The sequence below is a fragment of the Mesorhizobium sp. M0771 genome (assembly GCF_040320155.1).
Classification (GTDB): domain Bacteria; phylum Pseudomonadota; class Alphaproteobacteria; order Rhizobiales; family Rhizobiaceae; genus Mesorhizobium.
The window spans coordinates 436223-457150 of the sequence record NZ_JAMYPC010000001.1; the positions used below are offsets into that span (position 1 = coordinate 436223).

Below are 20928 nucleotides of genomic sequence, written 5' to 3' on the forward strand. Positions count from 1 at the left end.
AGCACATATTGCCAAGCCTATCATATGCTGCCCGCAACTGTGTATCGGGATGCGACTGGCAGAACAATCATGGCCAAATTAGCAGATCAACGGTGTCAAAACCGCTAAATATCTGAACGTAATTAATGTCGAACGCTGCGCCTGCAACCTGCCCGTTATCGGGTCTGCGGCGGACTTGGCGCGAGCCGGATGACTACTCCCTTTTCGCCTACTTGGCCACGCCATGCGAGGCGTTCGGCTGGCTGCCTTGCACCAAAACGCGGCGAAACCCAGCCGCCCTGGCCCGGTGTGTCGCCGCCGGAACGGATGTGGATCGCTGCGTCTGGAAAGTGGATAGTCATCAAAGGTTCAGCGCCGCGCAATATCGTGACAATGTTTCCATCCCTGTTGGCGTGGAGGTCGGCGGCGAGTTGGAAGACGATCTCAGCGACGCGGCTGCCGCCGAGCAGTTGGTCGGTCACGAGGATGCCGTCGCCATCGCGTGTCACGGCGCGTTGATGCACAACGCCGAAGCGGCCTTTGTACCCGTCATGTCGGGCACACAGCCTCCAGTGCGGCCCCGGCTCGCTCTCCACCAATGTCGCAACCGCCTTGTGCGACCAGTTGAACGCCCCGGAGATGATGCTTTGGCTTTTACCCTCTAGGTTCAGCGTGTTGTGCGCCGGCGTCGAGCGGAACCAGTCGCGCCAGCCTCCCCCCGAACCATAGAGCCATGTGCCGGGGTCGACCAGCACCGGATCGCCGTCAATGCACAGGGTGAGCGACAGCGCGTCGGCATGACCGTGCGCCGCTATCGAAAGGTAGCCCAGCGGGCCGTGGTCGTATGTCAGATGGACGTTGCGACCATTCATCTCGCCGCGCCAGACGGAGAGCCCGCCTTGCGTGAATGTATGCAATCCATTCGGCACCGGCGCCGGCCGCGGTGGCGCGCCGAAGAAAAGCGCACGAAAATCGCCAGGCTCCGGTGCGCTGCCCGGCATCCGTAGAAAACCACGGATGGCGGCCGCGACCGATCCGACATAATCGGTTTCGCCCCCCAGCGTGATCACGCGGCCTTCATCATTGTCGCCGAAGCCGCTGGTTTTCGGCGGGAGCCAGCCTGCGAAATTGGCGAAAGCGGCCAAACGCGCTTCGACGGGCTGGGGAAAAGGCAGTCCGGCCTGGCGCGCCGCCGCAGCGCACAGCAGGAAAAGTTCGGCACTGAAGGCGGCGTAGGTCGGGGTCTGCTCGGCCCCGGCGCCATCGGCCAGGATCTGTTTGAGCACCTCAGCCAGGAGCGACTCGCGAGCCACCTCGGCCCCGAAAGCCAGACCGATCAAATATTCGCCAGCCAATTCCGCGACGAGATGGTTGTTGGCGGACGAAAAACGGGAGGGAAACCGCGGCAGCCAATAGGCGCTTGCCGCCAGTATTTCACCGACTTTTTCTCGCGTCGCCGCGCCAAGCCGGTCGCCGACGAGGTCGAGCGTGACAATCAGGCTGATGGCTCGTAGCGCGACCTCGATGCCCGAGGCCCAGCCAACGCCCCGAAATGGTGGGTTGGCGAAATGCCAGCTCTCGATCGCCGCCTCGATGGCCGCACGGGATTGATCATCGCCGGTGAGAAGCAGATGGGCAGCCAGTGGCGGCAGTTGCTGCAGCCGGTTGATTTCCCAGACATATTTTACATCGCCACGGCCGGTGGCATGGCGAAAATCGATATCGAAAGTATGGGTCTTGGGGCCTGGCCAAAGCCGGCCGGTCACCGGATCAAGGCGCCAGAGCTCAGGTGGAAAGAGAGTATAGGGGTCTCGCTGTGGCCAGGTCTGCCCAAGTGCTGAAAACTGGCCCCGAAGAGTGTTTTGCGCAGCCGCCTCGATAGCTTGCCGCTGGGCTGGTGTCGCAGCGGCCGGCACAGCATTCCGCAATCCGTGCAGCACCGGGTGCAACTGCGGCGACGCATAGCGCTGCCAGCCGTTGTCGCGGCGGCGCGAAACGGTCCTCCGGCGCTGCTCGTCCAACCGATGCAATATCTCGGCCAACTCCATGCTGCGCAATCGGTTGAAATACCACCCGACCCTCATCCGCGCTCCGCCAAGATTTTGATCCTCATACACCATCCCGTCGAAAAAGCGTGTGGCGGCATCCTCTTTTCCGTTCCCGCGGTTAATATCTTCGGCCATGACGCGGAGTTTTGCGATGAGAAAAGTTGTCTACGTCATAGCGTGCGCGCTTGGCATGGCTTTGTCAGCCGAGGCGGCGCCGATCCCGCTTGAGCGCGGCGTTGGCGTCCATGAATGGCTCAACTGGTCGCCGGTGGAGAAAGATGGTTCCTACAAATGGCCGCCCTATCGCAGCGAGAAGGAATGGCTTGCGGGCGGCAGGCCGCTCACCGATTGGCCGGACGGCGACCAGTTTGATCGCATTCGATCCATGGGCTTCGACTTTGTCCGGCTGAGTGTCGACCCTGGCCCTCTGCTTGCCAGCGAGGGCGCCAAACGACAACAGGCGCTGGACATGCTTGCCGCTGCGGTGCAGCGGGTGGTTTCAAGCGGGCTCAAGGTGGTTTTCGATCTGCATGGCGTCAGCCAGGTTCCGGCCTACAGCATGGAAATGATCTATGGCGGGGCCGACAGCGAGGGTGTTGCCCGCTATCGCAAAATGGTAGTGGCGGTGGCTGCCATGCTGATCAAAATTGGCGCCGACAAGGTCGCCCTCGAGCCCTATAACGAGCCCGCCTACTACCCTTGCGATTCAAGCGGCAGCGATGACTGGCAGCGGATCATGGCAGGCACGGTTCGCGATATTCGCGCCGTCAGCAGCGAACTCACCATCGTCGCGACCGGCGCCTGCGGCGGGAGCATCGCGGGACTGGTCAACCTGGACCCCAACTTCGACGACCCCAACGTCTATTACAGCTTCCACATGTATGATCCGCACAGCTTCACGCACCAGCGGGCCGATGACAAGAACGCTTTCTCCTCCGGCCTTCCCTGGCCTGCCGACGCCAGCACGCCCGAAGTGGTCGCCGAAACCCTCAAGGCGCAGATGGAGGCCGCCGGCTTGAGCCAGATCGAAGAGGTGATGAACATGGCCTCGGCGCGTGAAACGATCGCCCGATACTTTGAGCAGAATTGGGGGCAGAGCCAGCTCGAAGCGGGTTTCCGTCAGGCGGTCGACTGGGCTGAAGCCCATCGCATAGCGAGCAGACGCCTGTTCGTGGGCGAATTCGGCGTTATCCTGATGTCTGCGGATGGCCGCATGGGAGCTTTCGATGCTGATCGCCTGCGCTATCTCATGGCAGTGCGCAGAGAGGCGGAACGCTTCGCGATGCCGTGGTCGGCCTGGGAATTCTCCAATCCTTACGGAATGAGTGTTATCCAACCCAAGGGGCCTGCGATCCCGGACCGGGAGATGTTGCGGGCACTGGGCCTGCCATAACTCGTCATCGGGTCAGGATCGGTTCGAGCGGTCTGCCTGGTTGCTGGCGATCAATCGCGTGAAACCCAAGGACTGTCGTCTCCAGTTGCAGCCGAGAGGGCCTGATCGAACCAATTCAGGCTCAGTTTTAAAATCACTCCACCGAGCAGCTATTTAATATATTCGCTGTAGATTGGTGTCCTCGATCATACGCAAACAAGGGAAAGAGGGCCAAGGGAAAGAATGTGCGGAATTGCCGGCTGGATTGGGCGCAGGGTCGAGAAGCCACAAGATCGGGCCGCCGGGATGTCGAATGCCTTGCAGCATCGTGGTCCCGATGCCGAAGGCATCGAACTCCTGGACCTGAACACAGGCGAGGACCAGTTGGCATTGGTGCATCGCCGCCTGGCGATTATTGACTTAAACGCCGATTCAAATCAGCCGATGCAGACCGAGGACGGACGGCTCCGGATTATTTTCAACGGCGAAATATACAACTACATCGAGTTGCGTGAGGAGTTGATCGGTCTCGGCCACCGTTTTCGCACACGCTCCGACACGGAAGTGCTGCTCAGGGCTTATGACCAGTGGCGCCTGGCCATGTTCGACCGATTGAGCGGGATGTTCGCTTTTGCGCTGTGGGACGCTCAACGGCGCGAATTGATCCTCGCTCGCGACCCCTTTGGAAAAAAACCCCTTTACCTCATGCAAGGCAGAAATTTGCTGTCGTTTGCCTCGGAGATCAGCGCGTTGTTGTCTGCGCAGCCAGATGGCCAGCAGCTCGATCTGGATGGAGTGCGCGAGTATCTGACCTGGCGTTACGTGCCTGGACCGCGGACGCTTTTCAAACAGATCCGCAAGCTCAACCCGGGAAGCTACGCTGTGTGGTCGCAAGGGGAAGTAACGGAAACGCGCTACTATGCGCCCCCGGATCAGACCGATCTGACAGCGGATATCGATCCAGGAACCGCCAAGCGGCGATTTCTGGAATTGCTCGACCGTTCTGTCGAGATCAGGATGCGCAGTGATGCGCCGTTTGGCGCCTTTCTGTCCGGGGGCCTCGACTCGTCGGCAATCGTTGCCCTGATGACCAGGCACAGCGACAACCCCATTCGTACGTTTTCGGTCGGTTTCAGCGAACAGGCTTACAGCGAGCTTCCATTCGCCCGGCGCGTCGCCGATCATTTCAAGACCGATCATTGCGAAATCGTCATCCAGGCGGATGACCTGATGAATCATCTGCCCAAGATGGTCCGCCATCGGGGGGCACCTGTTTCACAAAGTACGGACATTCCAATTTACCTGATGTCGGTTCGAGCCTCGCAGGACGTCAAGATGGTGCTAACGGGCGAAGGTGCGGACGAGATACTCGGCGGCTACCCCAAACATCGCGCAGAGTCTCTGGCGGGTGTCTACCGGTCACTTGTTCCAGCGTCGCTTCACAACAATCTCCTCGCCCCTTTGATGCGCGCATTGCCCGGCGCATCGGCCAAGTTCGATACATTTGCCCGAAGCGCGGGTGAACGGGACTTTGCCACCCGGATGATCTCCTGGTTTGGAGCCATGACGGCGCGGGAACGCGATTCGCTCCTCGGTGGGTTGGCCACTTGCGGCCATGACTGCAACGATTTCCCGTTCTCTTCGAGTGTGACGGAATCTCATCTGCGCCGTGTGTTGTTTTTTGATCAGACATCGTGGTTGCCCGACAACCTCTTGGAACGGGGCGACCGAGTGATGATGGCCGGTTCAATCGAGGGGCGAATGCCATTCCTTGATCGCGATCTGGTTTCCTTCGTCAGCCAACTGCCCGATCGTTACAGGCTGGGCTTCCTGCACAGCAAACAGATCCTGCGCGACTGCATGGCCGGCATGGTTCCCGACGAGGTCCTCAACCGCCCAAAGATCGGCTTCAAGGTGCCCGTCGCCGAATGGTTCCGCGGGCCGATGAGCGATTATGTACGGGACCATCTGTGTTCGTCCCATTCGGTCATCCGTAGCTATTTGAGCGCCAAGAAGCTGGACCAGATTGTCAGGGAGCACGCCGAGCGCGCCGCGGACCACGAAAAACTGATATGGGCGCTTTTGAACCTGGAGATATTCCACCGCGAATTCGCGCTTGGCCCGCCGCAGTGACGACAATGAAGGACAGCGTCAGCGCTTGACCGATCGCGCCTCGGACGCGACCGATCTCCAGACATCGCAGATCGCGTCGACAAACGGTGCAAGCTCAAGCCTTTCCCGGTGCACCGCCATGGCGGCGGCGCCAAGCCGCGCGCGCAGCGCCGTATCCTCGACCAGCCGAGTTAACGCCTCGGTCAACGCCGCCACATCGCCGGGCGGCACCAACAGACCGGATTGTTCGTGGGTGATGATGTCCTCGACCGCGCCAACCGGGGTGGCCACGACAGCCAGGCCGGCCGCCATGCCTTCGATCACCGACATTGGCAGATTTTCGGCGAACGAGGGGAGCACCAGAATATCGGCCGAAGCGATCAGTGATGCGACCTCGTCAGGTCCCACCCAGCCCGGAAAAGCAATACGGTCGGCAATCCCTAGAGCGACCGACCTCGCTCGTGCCGGCTCGACCTCACCATCGCCGGCGATCGTGGCACGCCAACCCCTGAGATGTTTCATCCGCTCCAGCGCCTCGCCCAACTGCGGCACGCCCTTTCGCTCGCCGATGCGGCCGAGGAACAGGATGTGCACGTGATCGCCTCCGCCGACATGCGCCAGGGAAGGAACTGCCGTGGCGTTGGGAACGATGACAATATTGCCGCCGTTCGCCGGTGCCCGGCTGGCGACGAAATCGCGCCAAAGCCCCCCCAGGACAATCACCCGGCCGGCATGCTCGAACAGAGCCCTGATACGGCGGCTCATGAAACTATGATCATCTTTCCAGAATGTCTGATACTGCGCCCCATGCAGATGAAGGACATATGGTATCGACAACAGCCTGGCGCAGGCGGCGATCATCATCTTGCGATAGGTGCTGCCGGAGACCGATATATTGATGTGAATGACGTCGGCGCGTCTGTCGAGGCGGGCCGCAAGCATCCGCGCGCAAAAACCAAGCATGTAGAAGATCGAAAGCCCGACATGTCCCGGGCCACGGCTGGAAAGAAAGCGCAGATCGATGTCGGCGATCTCTTGCCGTTCGAACTCCTGCTTCAGCGCCCCCATGATCCGGTCGATGCCGCCTTGTCCCGAAACGCCCGAGGGCGTTGCGACCAAGACATGTATTTTTCTATTGTGGGCGAGACGCTGCAACATGACACCATTTGGATTGCGGATGCCGGGTGACCCTAAAGCAAACGTTCCAAAAAAGGTTTACGACAAATCTTTTGGTTCAAACTGTATCCGTTCACCCTTTGCCGTCATCATGCTGGAATTCCCGTCGGTCAACGATTAATCGACGGCAAATTTTCCGGGAACAACCCTTTGCTGCTCCGTTCCACACTCATCTATGGCCCAGCAATTCTGCTGACGCGGGTTTCCGCTCTGCTCCTGCTGGTCGTCATGACGCGGCTGATCGACCAGACCGAGTATGGCCTGCTGACCCTGGTGGTCACCGTGGGCGAAATGACGGATGTGGCCGTTACCAACTGGCTGCGCATTGCCTTGTTGCGGCTTGGCGGAAAAGGCGACGTCAGCCGTGGCAGCCTGATGCTTGCCGGACAGGTATTGCTTGTCACCACGGTGCTGGCCCTGATCATATCCGTGATCGCCTCGGCGGTGATCGTGCCGGAGCGCTGGATCGAATTTGCAATCGCCGTCTGCAGCTATCTGATTGCCGGCTCCATCAGCCGGTTCGCGTTGACGGTGCTGCAAATGCAGCAGCGTCATTCCCTCTATTCGATGCTTGAATATCTGCGCGGCCTGCTGCAACTCGCCTTGCCGATCGCCGCCATCCTTATCTTCCAACGCTCGTTTCTGACGGTATCGCTCGGCTCGAGCCTCGCCGTGCTGATTGCCGGCATCGTGGCGTGCGTGGTGGCATCCGGGCGCGTTATTGGCGGCCCGCCGCGCTTCACCCACAAGGAGTTTTTTGCCCTCGGCGTGCCCCTGGTCATCATGGCGCTGGTCGGTTTCGGTCTCAACAGCGCTGAACGCGTCTTCCTCAAGCTCTACTACGATGCCGGCGCGGTGGCCGTCTTCGCAGCCGCCTACGCATTGGCTCGGCAGCCGATCGATATGGTCGCCAACGCAATCAACATGGGCGCATTTCCAGAAGTGGTCAGCCGCTTCGACGAAGAGGGATCCGAGGCGTCCGGGCGGTTGTTGTCGCAACTCATGGCCTTGATGATACGCCTTTGCCTGCCGGTCGCAGCAATGCTTATCGCGCTCAGCGGCGACATCACGCGACTCCTGCTGCCCGCGGAATATCATGGTCGCTTCGGCCTGCTGTTCCCGATCATCGCCTTCAGCGTTCTTTGTGCCAATCTCACAAGCTTCGTTTATGGCGTCGTGGTGCACGCACATAAGCGGCCGTGGTTGCTGATCATCGCCAATTCCTTCGGCTCGGTGGCAACGATTTCACTGTCTTTTCTATTGATTCCCACCATGGCGGAGGTTGGCGCGGCGTTGGCGTTGGCGGGCGGATCGCTGGCAGGTCTTGCAGCCTGCATCGTCATCGCCGAGAGGCTCACGCCGGTGCCGGTGCCCTGGCGCGACATCGCTGTCTCAATCATAATTTCTATCTGCACCGGATTGGCCGCCAGCCTCGCCAGCACTGCGCTGGGCTATATGCCGGCGATCTTTCCGCTCGCGGCGGGCGGCGTCGCCGGCGCTGCGGCTTTCCTGGGACTGACCTGGTTGTTTCACCCCGCGGCCGTGACGCAGTTCATCGGCAAGCTAAGGGCACGGCTCCGGATCGCATAAATCCCGCGCTATGAGGCATGCTTGTCTGAAAGTCGCGAGCTTACGGATTGACGTTTCGGCGTCCCCGGCGAGACCAGAACTCACGCCACAGCAGCAGTGCATAGGCGGTGTTGGTATCGTAGTAGCGGCGCCACAAGCGTCGCGGCTCCTGCGCCACGCGGAACAGCCACTCCAGGCCGGCCGCCTGAACCAGTTTCGGTGCCCGGGCGACCTTTCCACCATAGACGTCGAAGCTGCCGCCCACGCCCATGACGAAACTCGGAGCGAGTACGTCGCGATAGCGCTTGAGAAAGCGCTCCTTGCTCGGCGTCGGCATCGCCACAAACAGGCAGTCGGCACCTGAAGCGTTGATGGCCTCGACGATCGCGGCCTCTTCCTCCGCCTTGAAATACCCATTGCGCCGGCCGGCAATGGCCAGGCTCGGATGATCTCTGGCAAGTCGGCTTTCAACTGCGTCGAGAATGTGCTGTTCAGCGCCCAAAAGGTAGGGGCGATAGCCACGCTTGGCGCACAGCGCAAGCAGGTTGATCATGACGTCGACGCCGGTCACACGCTCCGGCAACTCGACGCCGCAGAGCCGCGCGCCCCAAAGCACGCCTTTGCCGTCGACATTGACCATATCCGCCCCGACGACATCCTCGCGCAGTTCGGCATTCTTGCGCATGTTCACAAGCTTGGCGACGTTCACGACAACATGATGAAGCGGCCGCCGCGTCGCCATCGCCTCGTCTGCGATGGCCAGCGTCTCGGCCATGGTCAGCGCATGGATGGTCGCACCGAGAAACTCGCGGCGGCGTGATGCCAATAGAGAGTGTTGCGCCCATGCCGGGTCATGCGAGTTCATGCCGCTTCTCCGGTACGAGCGAGAGACTGCGAGCGTTCCATTTCGGATTTCTTGCCTTCGATGCGGGCGTCGGGCTTGCGCGCCTTGCGCCAGGTCCACAGGCCCCGTGTGTCGACGAGCTTCTTGTCCTTGAGCGCTTCGGGATCGATCAGATTGAATTGTCGATGGTCGACCAGCAGGACGACGATATCGGATTGGTCAATAGCGGAAAGTGCATCGGTGAACATGACGCCGCTGCCCTCGAGCTCGTGTGGCAACTGACGCGCATTGGGCTCGGCAGCGACGATCTTGATATTGGGAATCTTGGACAGAAGCTTAACAACCTCGACAGCCGGGCTCTCGCGCATATCGTCGATATTGGGTTTGAAGCTGAGGCCAAGACAGGCGATCGTCTGCTTGCGGGTCGGGTCGAGCAATGCCTCGATGTCCCTGACCACCGACAAGGGTCGCTCGGAATTGATGCGCCGTGCCGAACTGATCAGCCGCGTATTGTTCGGTGCGGCGTCGATGATAAAATACGGATCGATCGCAATGCAGTGGCCGCCCACGCCCGGGCTCGGCTGCAGGATGTTCACGCGAGGATGCCGGTTGGCGAGATCGATTACCTCCCAGACGTTGAGCGACAGATCCTGGCACACCGCCGCAAGCTCATTGGCGAAGGCGATATTGACATCGCGGAACGCATTTTCAGTCAGCTTAACCAGTTCCGCGCTTTCGGCCTGGGTTATGAACAGGTCGCCGGCGACGAAGCTTGAATAGAGTGCCGCTGTCCGCTCCGAAGACTTTCGGGACAGTCCGCCGATCGAGCGATCATTGTTGATCAGCTCGGTCAGCACCTTTCCCGGCAGCACGCGCTCGGGAGAGTAGGCGACCAGGACGTCAGCTTCCTCGCCATGCGCAACGGGAAATTTGAGATCGGGTCGCAGTTCCGCGAGCAGCGCTGTCATGACACGCGTCGTACCGACCGGCGATGTTGATTCCAGCACCACCAGGTCGTCCCGTTTTAGCACCGGAGCGATGCTTCGCGCTGCCGCAAGCACGTAGCTGACATCCGGCTTGCGGTCCGGGGTGATCGGAGTTGGAACGGCGATAATATAGGCATCGGCCGGCTGAGGCGTGCTGAATGCCTTGAGCTTGCCATTGGCGACGACTTTCTGGATCAAACCATCCAGGTCCGGTTCGATGATGTGGATTTCGCCGCGGTTGACCTTCGCGACCACCGCCTCGTTGATATCGACACCGATGACATCGAGTCCGCGGCTGGCAAAAATGGCACAGGTCGGCAGGCCGATATAGCCCATGCCGATAACGGAAACGGTTTTGATTTCAGCCATGATTCAGCAATTCCTCAACGATCCGGCTCGCAGCTTGGCCATTGCCGTATGGATTGTGCCTCTCCGCCATGCCGCGATAGACGCTCTCATCATCGAGCAGGCTATTGGCATTGGCCAGAATTTTTTCGATATCGGTGCCGACCAGCCGGGCAGTACCAGCGGCGATCCCTTCGGGTCGCTCCGTGTTTTCCCGCATTACCAGCACCGGCTTGCCGAGTGAAGGCGCCTCTTCCTGCACGCCGCCGCTGTCGGTCAACACCAGGTAGCTCTGTTTCTGCAGGTACAGGAACGGCAAATAGTCCTGCGGGTCGATCAGGTGGATGTTCGGCACCGTCCCGATTTCGGCCTCGACCACGGAGCGCACATTCGGGTTGGGATGGACCGGGTAGATGATCTGCACATCCCTGCGCGCCGACAATGCCTTCAGCGCGGTGCAGATTCTCTGGATGCCGCCATCGAAATTCTCACGGCGATGACCGGTGACGAGTATCATTTTCTTGGTCGGATCGATGAAGGGGAAACGAGCGGCGAGCTTGGCGTTCATCAACTTGTCGGCATCGATCTCGCTGGAGAAATGCAGCAGCGTGTCGATCACGGTATTGCCGGTTACGAAGATGGTGTTCGCAGCCTTTCCTTCGGCGATGAGATTGTCGCGCGCCTCGGTGGTCGGCGCAAAATGCCAGGTGGCGATGTTGCCGGCAATCTTGCGGTTCAGTTCCTCCGGAAAGGGAGAGTTGATGTTGTGGCTGCGCAATCCCGCCTCGATATGGGCAACCGGAATGTGCTTGTAGAAGGCAGCTAGAGCCGCGGTCATCGCGGTGGTTGTGTCGCCCTGGACGACGACGATGTCCGGCTTCGCCTTCTCCAGCACCCCCGCCATTCCGAGGAGCACGCGCGAGGTCACGTCGAACAACGTCTGACCTGGCTGCATGATGTTGAGATCGTAGTGCACCGGCAGGCCCGTCAGTTCAATGACCTGATTGACCATCTCGCGATGCTGGCCCGTCACACATATTTCCGTGGTGAAGCCTGGATGGGCGAGCGCGGCCCGCGCCACCGGAAAACATTTGAGCGCCTCCGGCCTCGTGCCGAACACGATCAGCAGTTTTCGCCTTGAGGGCAAGTTCGGATGTGAAACGGCGTTCATGGTTGACCCTGGTCACCGAAAGCGTGGGCGCCCGGCTGACATGTGCTTTCAGCCTAACAATAGCGCCCTGAACCGCCTTCGTATTCAAAAAAATTAACGTATGATTAACGCTAGAGTCCGCAGCCCCCCTTGGGCAACCCTTGCCAGGAACTGTGGGGAAAGATACCAGAGCAAAGCCATTTTTTGCTTTAACGAGAATAACTTGGGTTGACTAATATTTTAATCATCGGCCACGCCGTCGCATCCCGGCGCTGGGAAAATGAGCTTTTCATGCGGTTGGGTGCGGCAGGTTATGTGGTCTCGAGTTGCCACGCGCCGGCGCCGGCGCCAACCGCTCGGGGGCTGGACACTGTCTTGGCGATCGAGAGCCGGCGTTTCGGTCCCTCGCTGGCGGGCCGGTCCGAGCCGTTGCCGCCCATCGATCGCGGCCCTCCGGACCTCGTCATAGATCTCACTGCCAGCGCAACGGGGCAAGACGCGCCAGTCCTGAGGCTCGAATTTTGCGGTCGCAACAGCTTTCCAGCCGGCGTTGCCGCAATGTTGGCGAGCGGACAATTGCCTGAACTTGGCGCTCGCCTCGATGGCGTTGTCGTGGCCCAGGCTAGACCGATGCTGGCAGACAGGCTCTGGCTATCTCGAAGCTGCAACGACCTGCTCGCCGGCGCCATGTCGCTGATCATGCAAACCGTCGCCCGCTTCTTTGCGGGCAAGCTTGTGCCGGTAAGCGACAACCCGGTGCCGATCCTGAAGAACGACAGTTTTGTTCGACACTATGTGCCCCTTTTCGGCAGGGCTTTGATCGATCGCGCCGTGCAAAAAATCAGGCGGGGACGACGCCCCTTCTATTGGCAGGTTGCCTATCGGGTGATCGACGGACCAGGCATCGCCGAAACCGGGCAACTCGACGGCAAACCGTTCACAGTCCTGCCGGACGATGGCCAACGCTTCTATGCCGACCCGTTCGTCTTCGAGGCCGACCGCCGCCATCATCTGTTTGTCGAGGAATTCCCCTACGCGACGAGTCGCGGCGTGATTTCCGTCGCCGAGCTCGGTGACGATGGCACTTTCGGTGTTCCAAGGGTTGTATTGGAGGAAGCGCACCACCTGTCGTATCCGCAGGTGTTCGCACACGATGGCGAGATTTTCATGATCCCCGAAAGTGGTTCGGCTCGCGAACTTGTGCTCTATCGCGCGGCGCAGTTTCCCGACCGCTGGGTCCGCGACACGGTGCTGATGACGGACAGGGATTTCAACGACGCGACGCTGCTCGAATCCGACGGTCGCTTCTGGCTGGTTGGAACGGAGCGGTTCGGCTACGGCAGCGCATCGGACACGATGGCGGTCTATTGCGCGCCCTCGCTGCGCGGGCCATGGGTCGCCCATCCGCTCAATCCCATTGCCGTCGATCATTCGGCCACCCGGCCGGGCGGCGCCTTTATCCGCCAGGACGATGCCCTGGTGCTGCCGGTGCAGAACGGATCGAGGGCCTATGGCGGTGGTCTGGGGCTGATGCAGCTTGAGCGACTCGACGCGTCCGATGTCCGCTTCGCCTCGCCCCGGCCGATCGGCGCGGGTCCGGCATGGGCACGCACGGGCATTCATACGCTTAACCGCGCCGGCAATGTCGAGGTCGTGGACAGCGCGGGCTGACTGAAGCGCTGAAAGCCGTGACCGTCCCGTTGCTTGGCCTGCTTATTTGTTCTCCGTGGCAATATGAGGAAGCGGTGTGTTTCTCGTCTTCCTTTTGCCGTTCAGGGTCTGAAGAATCGGCTTCTCGATCATCTCGTAAATCACCAGACTGACGAGGCAGGCTGCCACGATGCTGACCACCGACACCAACAATACCGTTGTCGGATGCTCGTATCCGACGGTGCGTCTGGCCAGGTACGCCACAGCGCCGATCACGAAGATATGCGACAGATAAAGCGCGTAGGAAGCGTCGCCCAACTGCTCGAGAAGGCTCCAGTGCTTGAGTTTCGGCTCCAGAATGAGGCTGAGATGAAGTAGGCCCGCCGCCCACATTGCTTGTCCCGCGAAGCTGATCTGACCCAAGAGCGGCGTACCGTCATCGACGAATGAAAGCACCCCGCCCGCAGCGGTCATTACGCCGAATATCCAAGCATGGCGTATGTCGGAAGTGAAATCACCGTCCAAATAGCGCCGCCCTATCCACATACCGATGACGAATGCCACCGGAGAAGGGTTGAGATAGAACTGGATAACAGGGTTGGTGGGAGCCAGCCACAGCCCGGCTATCCACATCGCAATGAAAAAGACCGTCAGCACAAATACGCGCGAGGTCACGGACAGGAATGCGAACACCGCAAAAGCGATATAGAAAAATACCTCGTAATTGAGCGTCCAGCCGAGTGAGAGGATTGGACTGGCGCTATCCCGTCCAGGCGCTTCGTGAACAATGAAGAGGAGCGACTGAAGATAGTGGGGCCACGTAAAGACGGTCTTCTGGAAGAGACTTGGCGCGAGCGCCGCCAGAACCGCGGCGAGGCTGGTGAAAAGCCAGTAAAGGGGGATGATCCGGATTGCTCGGCGTTTCAGGAAGGTGGCAGCGGAAAACGGACCATCTCCCGTAATATGGACCATTATGAAACCGCTGATGACAAAGAACAGAACGACGCCCAGGCGGCCCGCCGTCACAATAATCAGATTGTCCACGCCAATCTGATAGGAAAAGGCGTGTGCGAACAGAACCAGCAAGGCGGCGCAGGCGCGAAGATACTGAATCGAATAGAACTTCTTCACCTTGATCTCCTGCGCTTTGCCGGCGCCTGATGCCATTGTGCCGTCCACAGGCAGCGCGTCGGACGCCGTGCAAAGCATCGCCATCAATACGACCGGCCAATTAAGTGTGGGTTACCGACTTCATGAAATAGCCCATGCCGGGCATCGCCACTGTTAAGATCGGGTTATCCATATTCCTTTACGTTCTTGCAGGAAAATGTACCCGGGGGTGCGTTCGTCCCCTGCCATCTCAATCGCAAGCCGCAACGCTGGTCAGATAATCGTGAGTGTCACCCCCACAGAGCAACAGTTCGTGACCGCGCAGGCCAGCCGCCAAGACGCCCTCACACTCCTGTTCTTTCTCCTCGCGGCCTTCGCTTTCCTGCTCCGCTCGACCATCTCTCCGCAATTGATGAATATGGTGATGTCCTATTCGACGGAGGGGGGGTCGTTTCCCGAAAAGCTGCATATCGGGACCTATGCCATCTTTCTGCTGCTTGTCGTCATCGCCACGACCCGGCCAATTCGGCTCGAAGGCGATGAAGTCAGGCTGTTCAAGGCGACATTGTTATATTCGCTGCTGCTGTTGTGGCTGGTGCCTTATCTCTTCGTGATAGGCCGTGCCGGCTCGGCCGGCTTCATAATCGATTCCTATCTGGTCTCTTGTGCCGCGGCGATGATCATGCTTGCCCTGGGTGACCATGTGCGCAGGGCGCTTGGCAATGTCATCGTCGGCATGATTGTCCTCAGCGCCATCATCGGAACGATCGAGGCCGTCACCCAGCATCGATTCCTGCCCTATCCCCTCGTTGAGCTGGACTTTCGGCCGATCGGACTGTCGGCCCATCCGCTGGCGCTGGGCGCGCTTTGCACCACCGCCATAGGTTTCGTTGCATTGACGCGGTGGCGTATCTGGGTGTGCGCGCTTTGCATCTTCATTCTCTTCATCGGCACGGCCGCTTCGGGCGCGCGCACCGCCCTGCTGCTCGCTTGCGGCGAGATCCTGTTCCTGCTCGTGTTCCTGCCTTGGCCGGACTTGTCACCCAGACATCAACGCCAGGCCAAACTCCTGGTGCTGATGCTGACGCTGGCCGGTGGCGCCATACTGATTGCGATACTCTTTTCGGCGGGGCTGCTGAACCGCTTCAGCAATACGCTCTTTGATCAAAATTACGATGCGCGCGTCAAGATCTACGATGTATTCAAGTTCGTTGAATGGAGGGACATCCTGCTTGGCATGAATCCCAACGAGTTGTTGAAGATCGTCAACGAAAAGCTCAACCTCCCCTTCATCGAAAGCACGCCGGTCGTTCTTACGCTTTTGTTTGGCCTGCCGATCGCCTTGCTCTTCGCGTTTGCTTTCTTCCGGTTCCTTTTCAAGCTCCTGCGCAATACGCCTCGGGCCGCCCATATCGCAGCGGCCGCGTCCATTCTCGCGGCATTGTCAAACAATGCCCTTTCTTCGAAGGCGCCGGATATCATGCTGCTCGTCATCTTGTTGCTCGCTTATCGAAAGCCGGATGGGCGCCAAACCGGCACGCCCCTTCAAGGCCAACCAGCATCAACAGCGACATGACGCCAAGCCCGCTCCTTGCGGGTGCCCTCGCGACGACCTCTTGTATTTCCATTTGAAACGCCTGCACGCTTTGCCAGGCTACGACGGGCGTGGCAGAATACCGACCAAGGGTGGATAGGTCGCTGTTCCGGAACGCGCCTGACACGCCTGGAAAATGAAATGTTAACGATGTTTCCGTAAAGCAGGCTGTGCGTATTGAATATTAAAGGGTTAGCATGATGTCCGCCGCTTCCGGTCCTCCTCCAGCCGCGGCCGCCGCCGGCATTAGCCCCTATGAACGGATCGAAAATGCGCGGCGCGCCAGCAGGCCAAAGCCGCAACAAACCGCGCCGATCATGGCACATGCGGCGGCACCCGCTGTAACGTCGGCCCCTGTAACGTCGGCCCCTGTAACGTCGGCCCCTGTGTCGCCTGCACCCGTGGCGCCGCCTGTAGCCGAGCCCGTCACGACGGTGACGCTCAACAAGATCGGAACCTTTCTCGAACTCGATTTCGGGCGTCTGTTTGTCTGGCTGCGCGCCGGCCTCGCTCTGGTATGCCTGCTGGCAATAGCCGGCGGGATCATCGGCGGTGCCTACGCTCTGCTGAGCAAGCAGCGCTACACCGTGACCACGGACATCCTCATCAATCCCGCCAATCTTCAGGTTGTTCCGAATGATCTTTACCCGCAATCGGCCCAGGTCGATGGACAGCTGCTCAGCGCGCGCAGCAAAGAGCGCATCTTGACCTCGGGCAGCGTGCTTTCACGTGTTGTAGACGATCTTGACCTGGCCAGTGACCCGGAGTTCTTCGACGCGGACCGTAGCCGCACAGGGACGGACGGCGCCAAACCCGATCCAAAGCTTACCGCCCTGAAGAACCTGGCGGAACGGGTTAGCAGCATCGCGGATGAAAAGTCGTTTGTCACGACCTTGATGGTATCGGCGGAAACCCCCGCTAAGGCGATCCTGATTTCGCAGGATATCGTCAAGACTTTCCAGGAAGAGCTGGCCAGCGCCGAGGCTTCCGGCGCCAGCCGTGCCGCGGCCGCGCTGGACGGGCGGCTGGGCCAGCTCAAGAGCGATGTGCAGGCGGCCGAAGAGAAGGTCGAGGCCTATAGGCGCAGCCACAATCTGGCCACCAGCAATGGGCAGCTTGTTTCCTCGCAAACCATGACCCAGCTCAACGGCCAGATCGTGGAGACGCAATCGCGCGTCATCGCCGCGCAGGCAAGTTACGACGCCCTGCTTGCCGCCGGCGCAAACGGCACCAATTCCGGTCCCGCCACGTCGGAGGCGCTTGTGGCGCTGCGCGCAACGGCCAACGGCCTGCGCCAGCAGATCGATTCGCAGTCGATGACCTTTGGCCCCCGTCATCCGTCGATCGTCAGGCTGAAGACGGAGTACAACACGGTCAGCGCGCAACTCAGCGCCGAATACGCGCGCACCCTGCGCCTGGCGAAGGTCAATCTCGATGCCGCCAAAACCTCGTCGGCCTCCCTCAATGCCAAGATGAATGACTTGAAGGGCAACGTGTTCTCGGATAGCGATTCCGAGGTCGCCTTGCGTGAACTTGAACGTGACGCCGCGTCGAAGACGGCTATCTATGAGAGCTTCCTGTCGCGGGCACGCCAGATAACCGAGCGCGAACAGATCGACAGCACCAATGTGCAGGTGATTTCCACCGCAGTGCCGCCAAAGGGCCGTTCATGGCCCCCGCGCACGGTCGTGATGATCGGCCTGGGGGCCATTGGCGGCATGATCCTTGGCATGTTGCTCGCCATTACCCTGGGTATCGTGCGCGACATGCGTCTTCCGCCGAACCGCCCGGACGTCATTGCCAGCCGCGCCTGAAATGGCGAAGCGGATTGTCTTTCACATTGCCAGCCTCAGGGGCGGCGGCGCCGAGCGTGTATTCGTCCTGATGGCGAACGAACTGGCATCGCGCGGCCACAACGTCACGCTTTTTACCTGGAACGCGCAGGGGCCCAATGCCGCCCTGCTTTCGCCTGCCGTACATCTGGTCGATTTCGGCCTCCCCATTCGCGGCGAGGGTTATGGCAAGTGGGCGACATTGAAAGGCATCGTGCGAAGCGCGGGCCTGCTTGGCCGCGTTTCTCCCGACGCGATCTACAGCGCCCCGGAATTCGCCAATCTGGTCGTGGCGCTGGCGCTTTCCCTCGCGCGAAGCAGGGCGCGGTTCTTCCCGAGTTTCCACGCCGCCGCCTCATTGCCTTCCGGCAGCCTTGGCGCGAAAATGGCGGTCTGGCTTTCGGCCCTGGTTGCGGCCCGCGCCACCAGGGCCATCGCGGTTTCTGAAGGTGTCGGCGGCGATCTTGTGGCCCGAGGCTTCCCGAAATCCAAGGTCGTGGTGATCAACAACCCGCTGCCGCCGGCTGCGGCATCCCAGCAACGCTCCTACGCCTGGCAGGCAGAGCTCGCGGCGATGGGCGACGGCCCCGTCATCATCACCGCCGGACGCCTGGTGCCCGTTAAGGATCATTGGACGTTGCTGCGGGCCTTCGCTGTGCTGCGCGCCGGCCGCCGGGCCCGGCTTGTCATCTTCGGCGAGGGTCCGCTGGCCGACGAGCTGCGCGCCTATGCCGAAGAATCCGGTATCGGCGCAGACGTTCTGTTTGCGGGCTATGTCAATGATCCGGCGGCCTGCTACGCCGTAGCTGACTTGTTCGTCCTATCATCGACCAGCGAGGGCTTCGGCAATGTTCTGGTCGAGGCCATGGCAGCGGGGATTCCGGTGGTCTCCACGGACGCGCCGCACGGCCCGCGCGAAATACTTGATGACGGCCGCGTCGGCGCCCTGGTGCCGGTCGGCGATGCCGGGGCCCTGGCAGTGGCGATGGCCAGAATGCTCGACCAGCCGACAACCGCCGCGATCCTGAAAAGCAGGGCGGCGGATTTCGAAATTGAAAAGATCGGAGACCGGTACGAGGCGTTGCTCTGAATTAGCGCATGGATCGGCTTGCGGCGGCACAGGAATTCGCCATTGATGGGACAGGACGCCGCCAACATAGGCCGGTTACTCCCAATCCAATCATGATCTTTAACATCAATTTACCCGGAGTTGGTAACAACAGGGAACCCGCGTTTTATCCTCAGGATAGGGATTTTCCTTGCCGCAGCATCACAGCCTTCCTGCCGGCCGTGCAAACGATCGCAATTGGCTGCGATTGCACCGCTTCATGCGGGTTGAGCTGGAACTCGCGCCTGACGTCCTGGTGCCGCGAGCCGAAACGGAACTGCTTGGCCGGACGGCCGCGGCCATTCTTGGCCAACAGGCGCACGAAACGATCCTGATCGACATGTGCTGCGGCAGCGGCAATCTTGCCGTGGGCATCGTCAGCGAATGTCCTCGGGCTCGGGCATGGGCGGCGGACCTGACCGACAGCACGGTTTCGCTTGCCCGCCGCAATGTTGTGCGCCTCGCCCTGCAGGACAGGATCAAGGTCCGGCAAGGCGACCTATTTGCCGCGATCGAGGGTGACGGCCTCCACGGCGCTGCCGACATGGTTGTGTGCAACCCGCCCTATATTTCCTCATCCCGTCTCGATAGCGAAAGCGCGCATCTGTTGGAGAACGAACCTCGGGAAGCTTTCGACGGCGGCCCTTACGGTATTTCGATCCTCCAAAGGCTGGTCCGGGATGCCGCAGCTTTCCTCAAGCCAGGCGGATGGCTGCTGTTTGAGTTCGGCGAAGGTCAAGATCGGCAGATAGCAACCCTTTTATCGAGAACGAAATCCTACGAAACCCCAACCTTTGCCGTGACGGCCGACGGCCAGCCCCGTGTCGCCATGGCGCGCAAACATGGTGGCCGGGTTCCCGGAACCGGGAGCCCGGCGTGAGCGTCGTCCGCGCCCTCGATCAGGCCGACCTTGCGGCCGTCGCGGGCATGTTTCAACGCATGCTGCGCAAGAAGCGGGGGCCAGCGCCGGCCTCCCTCGTCGATTACATGAGGCGGTTTTATCTGGACGCACCCGACTGGGGCAGCGGGCTCCGTTCGCTTGTCCATGTCAATGACGCCGGCCAGGTTTCCGGCTTCGTCGGCGTTCATGCGCTGCCAATGAAATTCAACGGCCGGCAGCTCTACGCTGCCATCTGCAGCTCGCTGATGGTCGAGGATCACGAGACCGATCCGATGGCCGGTGCCCGCCTGTTGAAGGCCTTCCTCGATGGTCCGCAGGACATCTCCTTCAGCGAAACCGCCAATGATACGTCCGTGAAACTGTGGACGCGGCTTCGCGGCGTAGTGCTGCCGCAATACAGTCTTGACTGGGTTCGCGTGATGCGGCCGGCGACCTTCATGCTCAGCCTTTTTGCCAATCACATGAAGCTTGCCTGGATGTTCAACCCGCTCGCCCGGATGGTCGACCGGCTCTACCTTCGCAAAATGGAGGGCGGTCAACGACGCTGGACCGGCGTCGTCGCCAACGCATCGAGCCGGGGGGCATTTCGGACCTCCGAGATCGACAGCGGCAGCTTTGCGGGGCTGCTGGAGCCGCTTTGCGCCCAGTTTCCGCTACGTCCGCAGTGGGCGGAAGGTCAGCTCAACCATATTCTGGGCGATGCGGCGCAAAAGCCGGATTTCGGAGAGCTTGTCTGCGTGTCGGTGGCATCGCCGAACGGCGCCAATGTCGGCGCTTTCGCCTATTACGCGCGACCGGACGGGATCGGCCGCGTGCTGCAGGTCCTCGCTCTTCCCGGCCAGGCCGGGCCGGTGATCGATTGCCTGGTCGAGCATGCCGCCCGGCGCGGTGTCTCCGGCTTGCGCGGCCGCGTCCAGCCCGCGCTTCTGGAGGCCATGCTTGTAAGACGCATAGCCTTCATACCGGTCGCCTCGACCGTCGTGCATTCACGCGATCCCGAGCTTCTGGATGCCATGAAGAACGCGCAGGTCTTTCTGAACGGGCTTGCGGGCGAGCAGTGGAGCCAGTTGATCGGCGGCCGCTTCACCTGAAGCGTTCCGCCTACAGCAATTCCAGGAAAGGGTGCGCGGCTTTCCGTCCGGAATTGCGTAA

At 60.6% G+C, this 20928-nt stretch carries 15 protein-coding genes; 9 read left to right on the top strand and 6 right to left on the bottom strand.

Annotation, left to right across the window (positions count from 1 at the left end):
• Positions 1 to 155: 155 nt before the first annotated feature.
• The gene (locus NKI05_RS02160) at positions 156 to 2162 is read right to left on the bottom strand and encodes a heparinase II/III family protein (protein ID WP_023671805.1); all 2007 of its coding nucleotides are present in this window, start codon (positions 2160 to 2162) and stop codon (positions 156 to 158) included.
• A gap of 16 nt (positions 2163 to 2178) precedes the next feature.
• On the opposite strand from NKI05_RS02160, the gene NKI05_RS02165 reads away from it, so the two are divergent.
• Positions 2179 to 3420 (top strand): glycoside hydrolase family 5 protein, encoded by a 1242-nt coding sequence (locus tag NKI05_RS02165; RefSeq protein ID WP_352792162.1) that lies wholly within the window; start codon positions 2179 to 2181, stop codon positions 3418 to 3420.
• A gap of 222 nt (positions 3421 to 3642) precedes the next feature.
• Positions 3643 to 5532 carry an asparagine synthase (glutamine-hydrolyzing) gene (gene asnB / locus NKI05_RS02170; protein WP_023703936.1) on the top strand — a complete coding sequence of 630 codons (1890 nt, stop codon included), beginning with the start codon at positions 3643 to 3645 and terminating at the stop codon, positions 5530 to 5532.
• Between the two features lie 18 nt (positions 5533 to 5550).
• Here the strand turns inward: asnB and NKI05_RS02175 are convergent, their stop codons facing one another.
• Positions 5551 to 6669 carry a glycosyltransferase family 4 protein gene (locus NKI05_RS02175; protein ID WP_023671802.1) on the bottom strand — a complete coding sequence of 373 codons (1119 nt, stop codon included), beginning with the start codon at positions 6667 to 6669 and terminating at the stop codon, positions 5551 to 5553.
• 168 nt (positions 6670 to 6837) lie between these two features.
• Here NKI05_RS02175 and NKI05_RS02180 point away from each other — a divergent pair, with 168 nt between their 5' ends.
• Positions 6838 to 8277, top strand: coding sequence for a lipopolysaccharide biosynthesis protein (locus NKI05_RS02180; RefSeq protein ID WP_352536594.1), 1440 nt, complete (start codon positions 6838 to 6840; stop codon positions 8275 to 8277).
• A 40-nt stretch (positions 8278 to 8317) separates the two neighbouring features.
• Here NKI05_RS02180 and NKI05_RS02185 read toward each other — a convergent pair whose 3' ends face one another.
• The 3 genes from NKI05_RS02185 to wecB are packed head-to-tail and all read right to left on the bottom strand — an operon-like array spanning position 8318 to position 11602.
• Entirely contained in the window at positions 8318 to 9121 is an 804-nt protein-coding gene (locus tag NKI05_RS02185) for a WecB/TagA/CpsF family glycosyltransferase (protein ID WP_023725122.1), read from the bottom strand.
• Positions 9118 to 10455 (bottom strand): UDP-N-acetyl-D-mannosamine dehydrogenase, encoded by a 1338-nt coding sequence (wecC, locus tag NKI05_RS02190; protein WP_023686301.1) that lies wholly within the window; start codon positions 10453 to 10455, stop codon positions 9118 to 9120. Before wecC ends, NKI05_RS02185 begins: the two co-directional genes overlap by 4 nt.
• Complete coding sequence (gene wecB, locus NKI05_RS02195; protein WP_023814577.1) at positions 10448 to 11602, bottom strand: non-hydrolyzing UDP-N-acetylglucosamine 2-epimerase; 1155 nt, start codon at positions 11600 to 11602, stop codon at positions 10448 to 10450. Before wecB ends, wecC begins: the two co-directional genes overlap by 8 nt.
• A gap of 609 nt (positions 11603 to 12211) precedes the next feature.
• Here wecB and NKI05_RS02200 point away from each other — a divergent pair.
• Positions 12212 to 13252 carry a glucosamine inositolphosphorylceramide transferase family protein gene (locus tag NKI05_RS02200; protein ID WP_023814578.1) on the top strand — a complete coding sequence of 347 codons (1041 nt, stop codon included), beginning with the start codon at positions 12212 to 12214 and terminating at the stop codon, positions 13250 to 13252.
• Between the two features lie 42 nt (positions 13253 to 13294).
• On the opposite strand, the gene NKI05_RS02205 is transcribed toward NKI05_RS02200, so the two are convergent.
• Entirely contained in the window at positions 13295 to 14398 is a 1104-nt protein-coding gene (locus tag NKI05_RS02205) for an acyltransferase family protein (protein WP_196814872.1), read from the bottom strand.
• Positions 14399 to 14654: 256 nt separating this feature from the next.
• On the opposite strand from NKI05_RS02205, the gene NKI05_RS02210 reads away from it, so the two are divergent.
• From NKI05_RS02210 to NKI05_RS02230, 5 genes are all read left to right on the top strand, one after another.
• Positions 14655 to 15917, top strand: coding sequence for a VpsF family polysaccharide biosynthesis protein (locus NKI05_RS02210; protein WP_023671794.1), 1263 nt, complete (start codon positions 14655 to 14657; stop codon positions 15915 to 15917).
• Positions 15918 to 16135: 218 nt separating this feature from the next.
• Complete coding sequence (locus NKI05_RS02215) at positions 16136 to 17749, top strand: GumC family protein (protein WP_031197769.1); 1614 nt, start codon at positions 16136 to 16138, stop codon at positions 17747 to 17749.
• Between the two features lies 1 nt (position 17750).
• Positions 17751 to 18857 (top strand): glycosyltransferase, encoded by a 1107-nt coding sequence (locus NKI05_RS02220; RefSeq protein WP_023733409.1) that lies wholly within the window; start codon positions 17751 to 17753, stop codon positions 18855 to 18857.
• Positions 18858 to 19026: 169 nt separating this feature from the next.
• Positions 19027 to 19755: a N5-glutamine methyltransferase family protein gene (locus tag NKI05_RS02225; RefSeq protein WP_023733410.1), complete on the top strand. Its 729-nt coding sequence runs from the start codon at positions 19027 to 19029 to the stop codon at positions 19753 to 19755.
• Positions 19752 to 20867, top strand: coding sequence for a hypothetical protein (locus tag NKI05_RS02230; protein WP_023733411.1), 1116 nt, complete (start codon positions 19752 to 19754; stop codon positions 20865 to 20867). Before NKI05_RS02225 ends, NKI05_RS02230 begins: the two co-directional genes overlap by 4 nt.
• Positions 20868 to 20928: the final 61 nt, after the last annotated feature.

Coding starts and splice junctions, on each gene's coding strand:
- NKI05_RS02160 (WP_023671805.1), bottom strand. CDS start 2,162: ATGGCCGAAGATATTAACCGCGGGAACGGAAAAGAGGATGCCGCCACA.
- NKI05_RS02175 (WP_023671802.1), bottom strand. CDS start 6,669: ATGTTGCAGCGTCTCGCCCACAATAGAAAAATACATGTCTTGGTCGCA.
- NKI05_RS02220 (WP_023733409.1), top strand. CDS start 17,751: ATGGCGAAGCGGATTGTCTTTCACATTGCCAGCCTCAGGGGCGGCGGC.
- NKI05_RS02200 (WP_023814578.1), top strand. CDS start 12,212: ATGCTGGCAGACAGGCTCTGGCTATCTCGAAGCTGCAACGACCTGCTC.
- asnB (WP_023703936.1), top strand. CDS start 3,643: ATGTGCGGAATTGCCGGCTGGATTGGGCGCAGGGTCGAGAAGCCACAA.
- NKI05_RS02215 (WP_031197769.1), top strand. CDS start 16,136: ATGTCCGCCGCTTCCGGTCCTCCTCCAGCCGCGGCCGCCGCCGGCATT.
- NKI05_RS02165 (WP_352792162.1), top strand. CDS start 2,179: ATGAGAAAAGTTGTCTACGTCATAGCGTGCGCGCTTGGCATGGCTTTG.
- NKI05_RS02185 (WP_023725122.1), bottom strand. CDS start 9,121: ATGAACTCGCATGACCCGGCATGGGCGCAACACTCTCTATTGGCATCA.
- wecC (WP_023686301.1), bottom strand. CDS start 10,455: ATGGCTGAAATCAAAACCGTTTCCGTTATCGGCATGGGCTATATCGGC.
- NKI05_RS02205 (WP_196814872.1), bottom strand. CDS start 14,398: ATGGCATCAGGCGCCGGCAAAGCGCAGGAGATCAAGGTGAAGAAGTTC.
- wecB (WP_023814577.1), bottom strand. CDS start 11,602: ATGAACGCCGTTTCACATCCGAACTTGCCCTCAAGGCGAAAACTGCTG.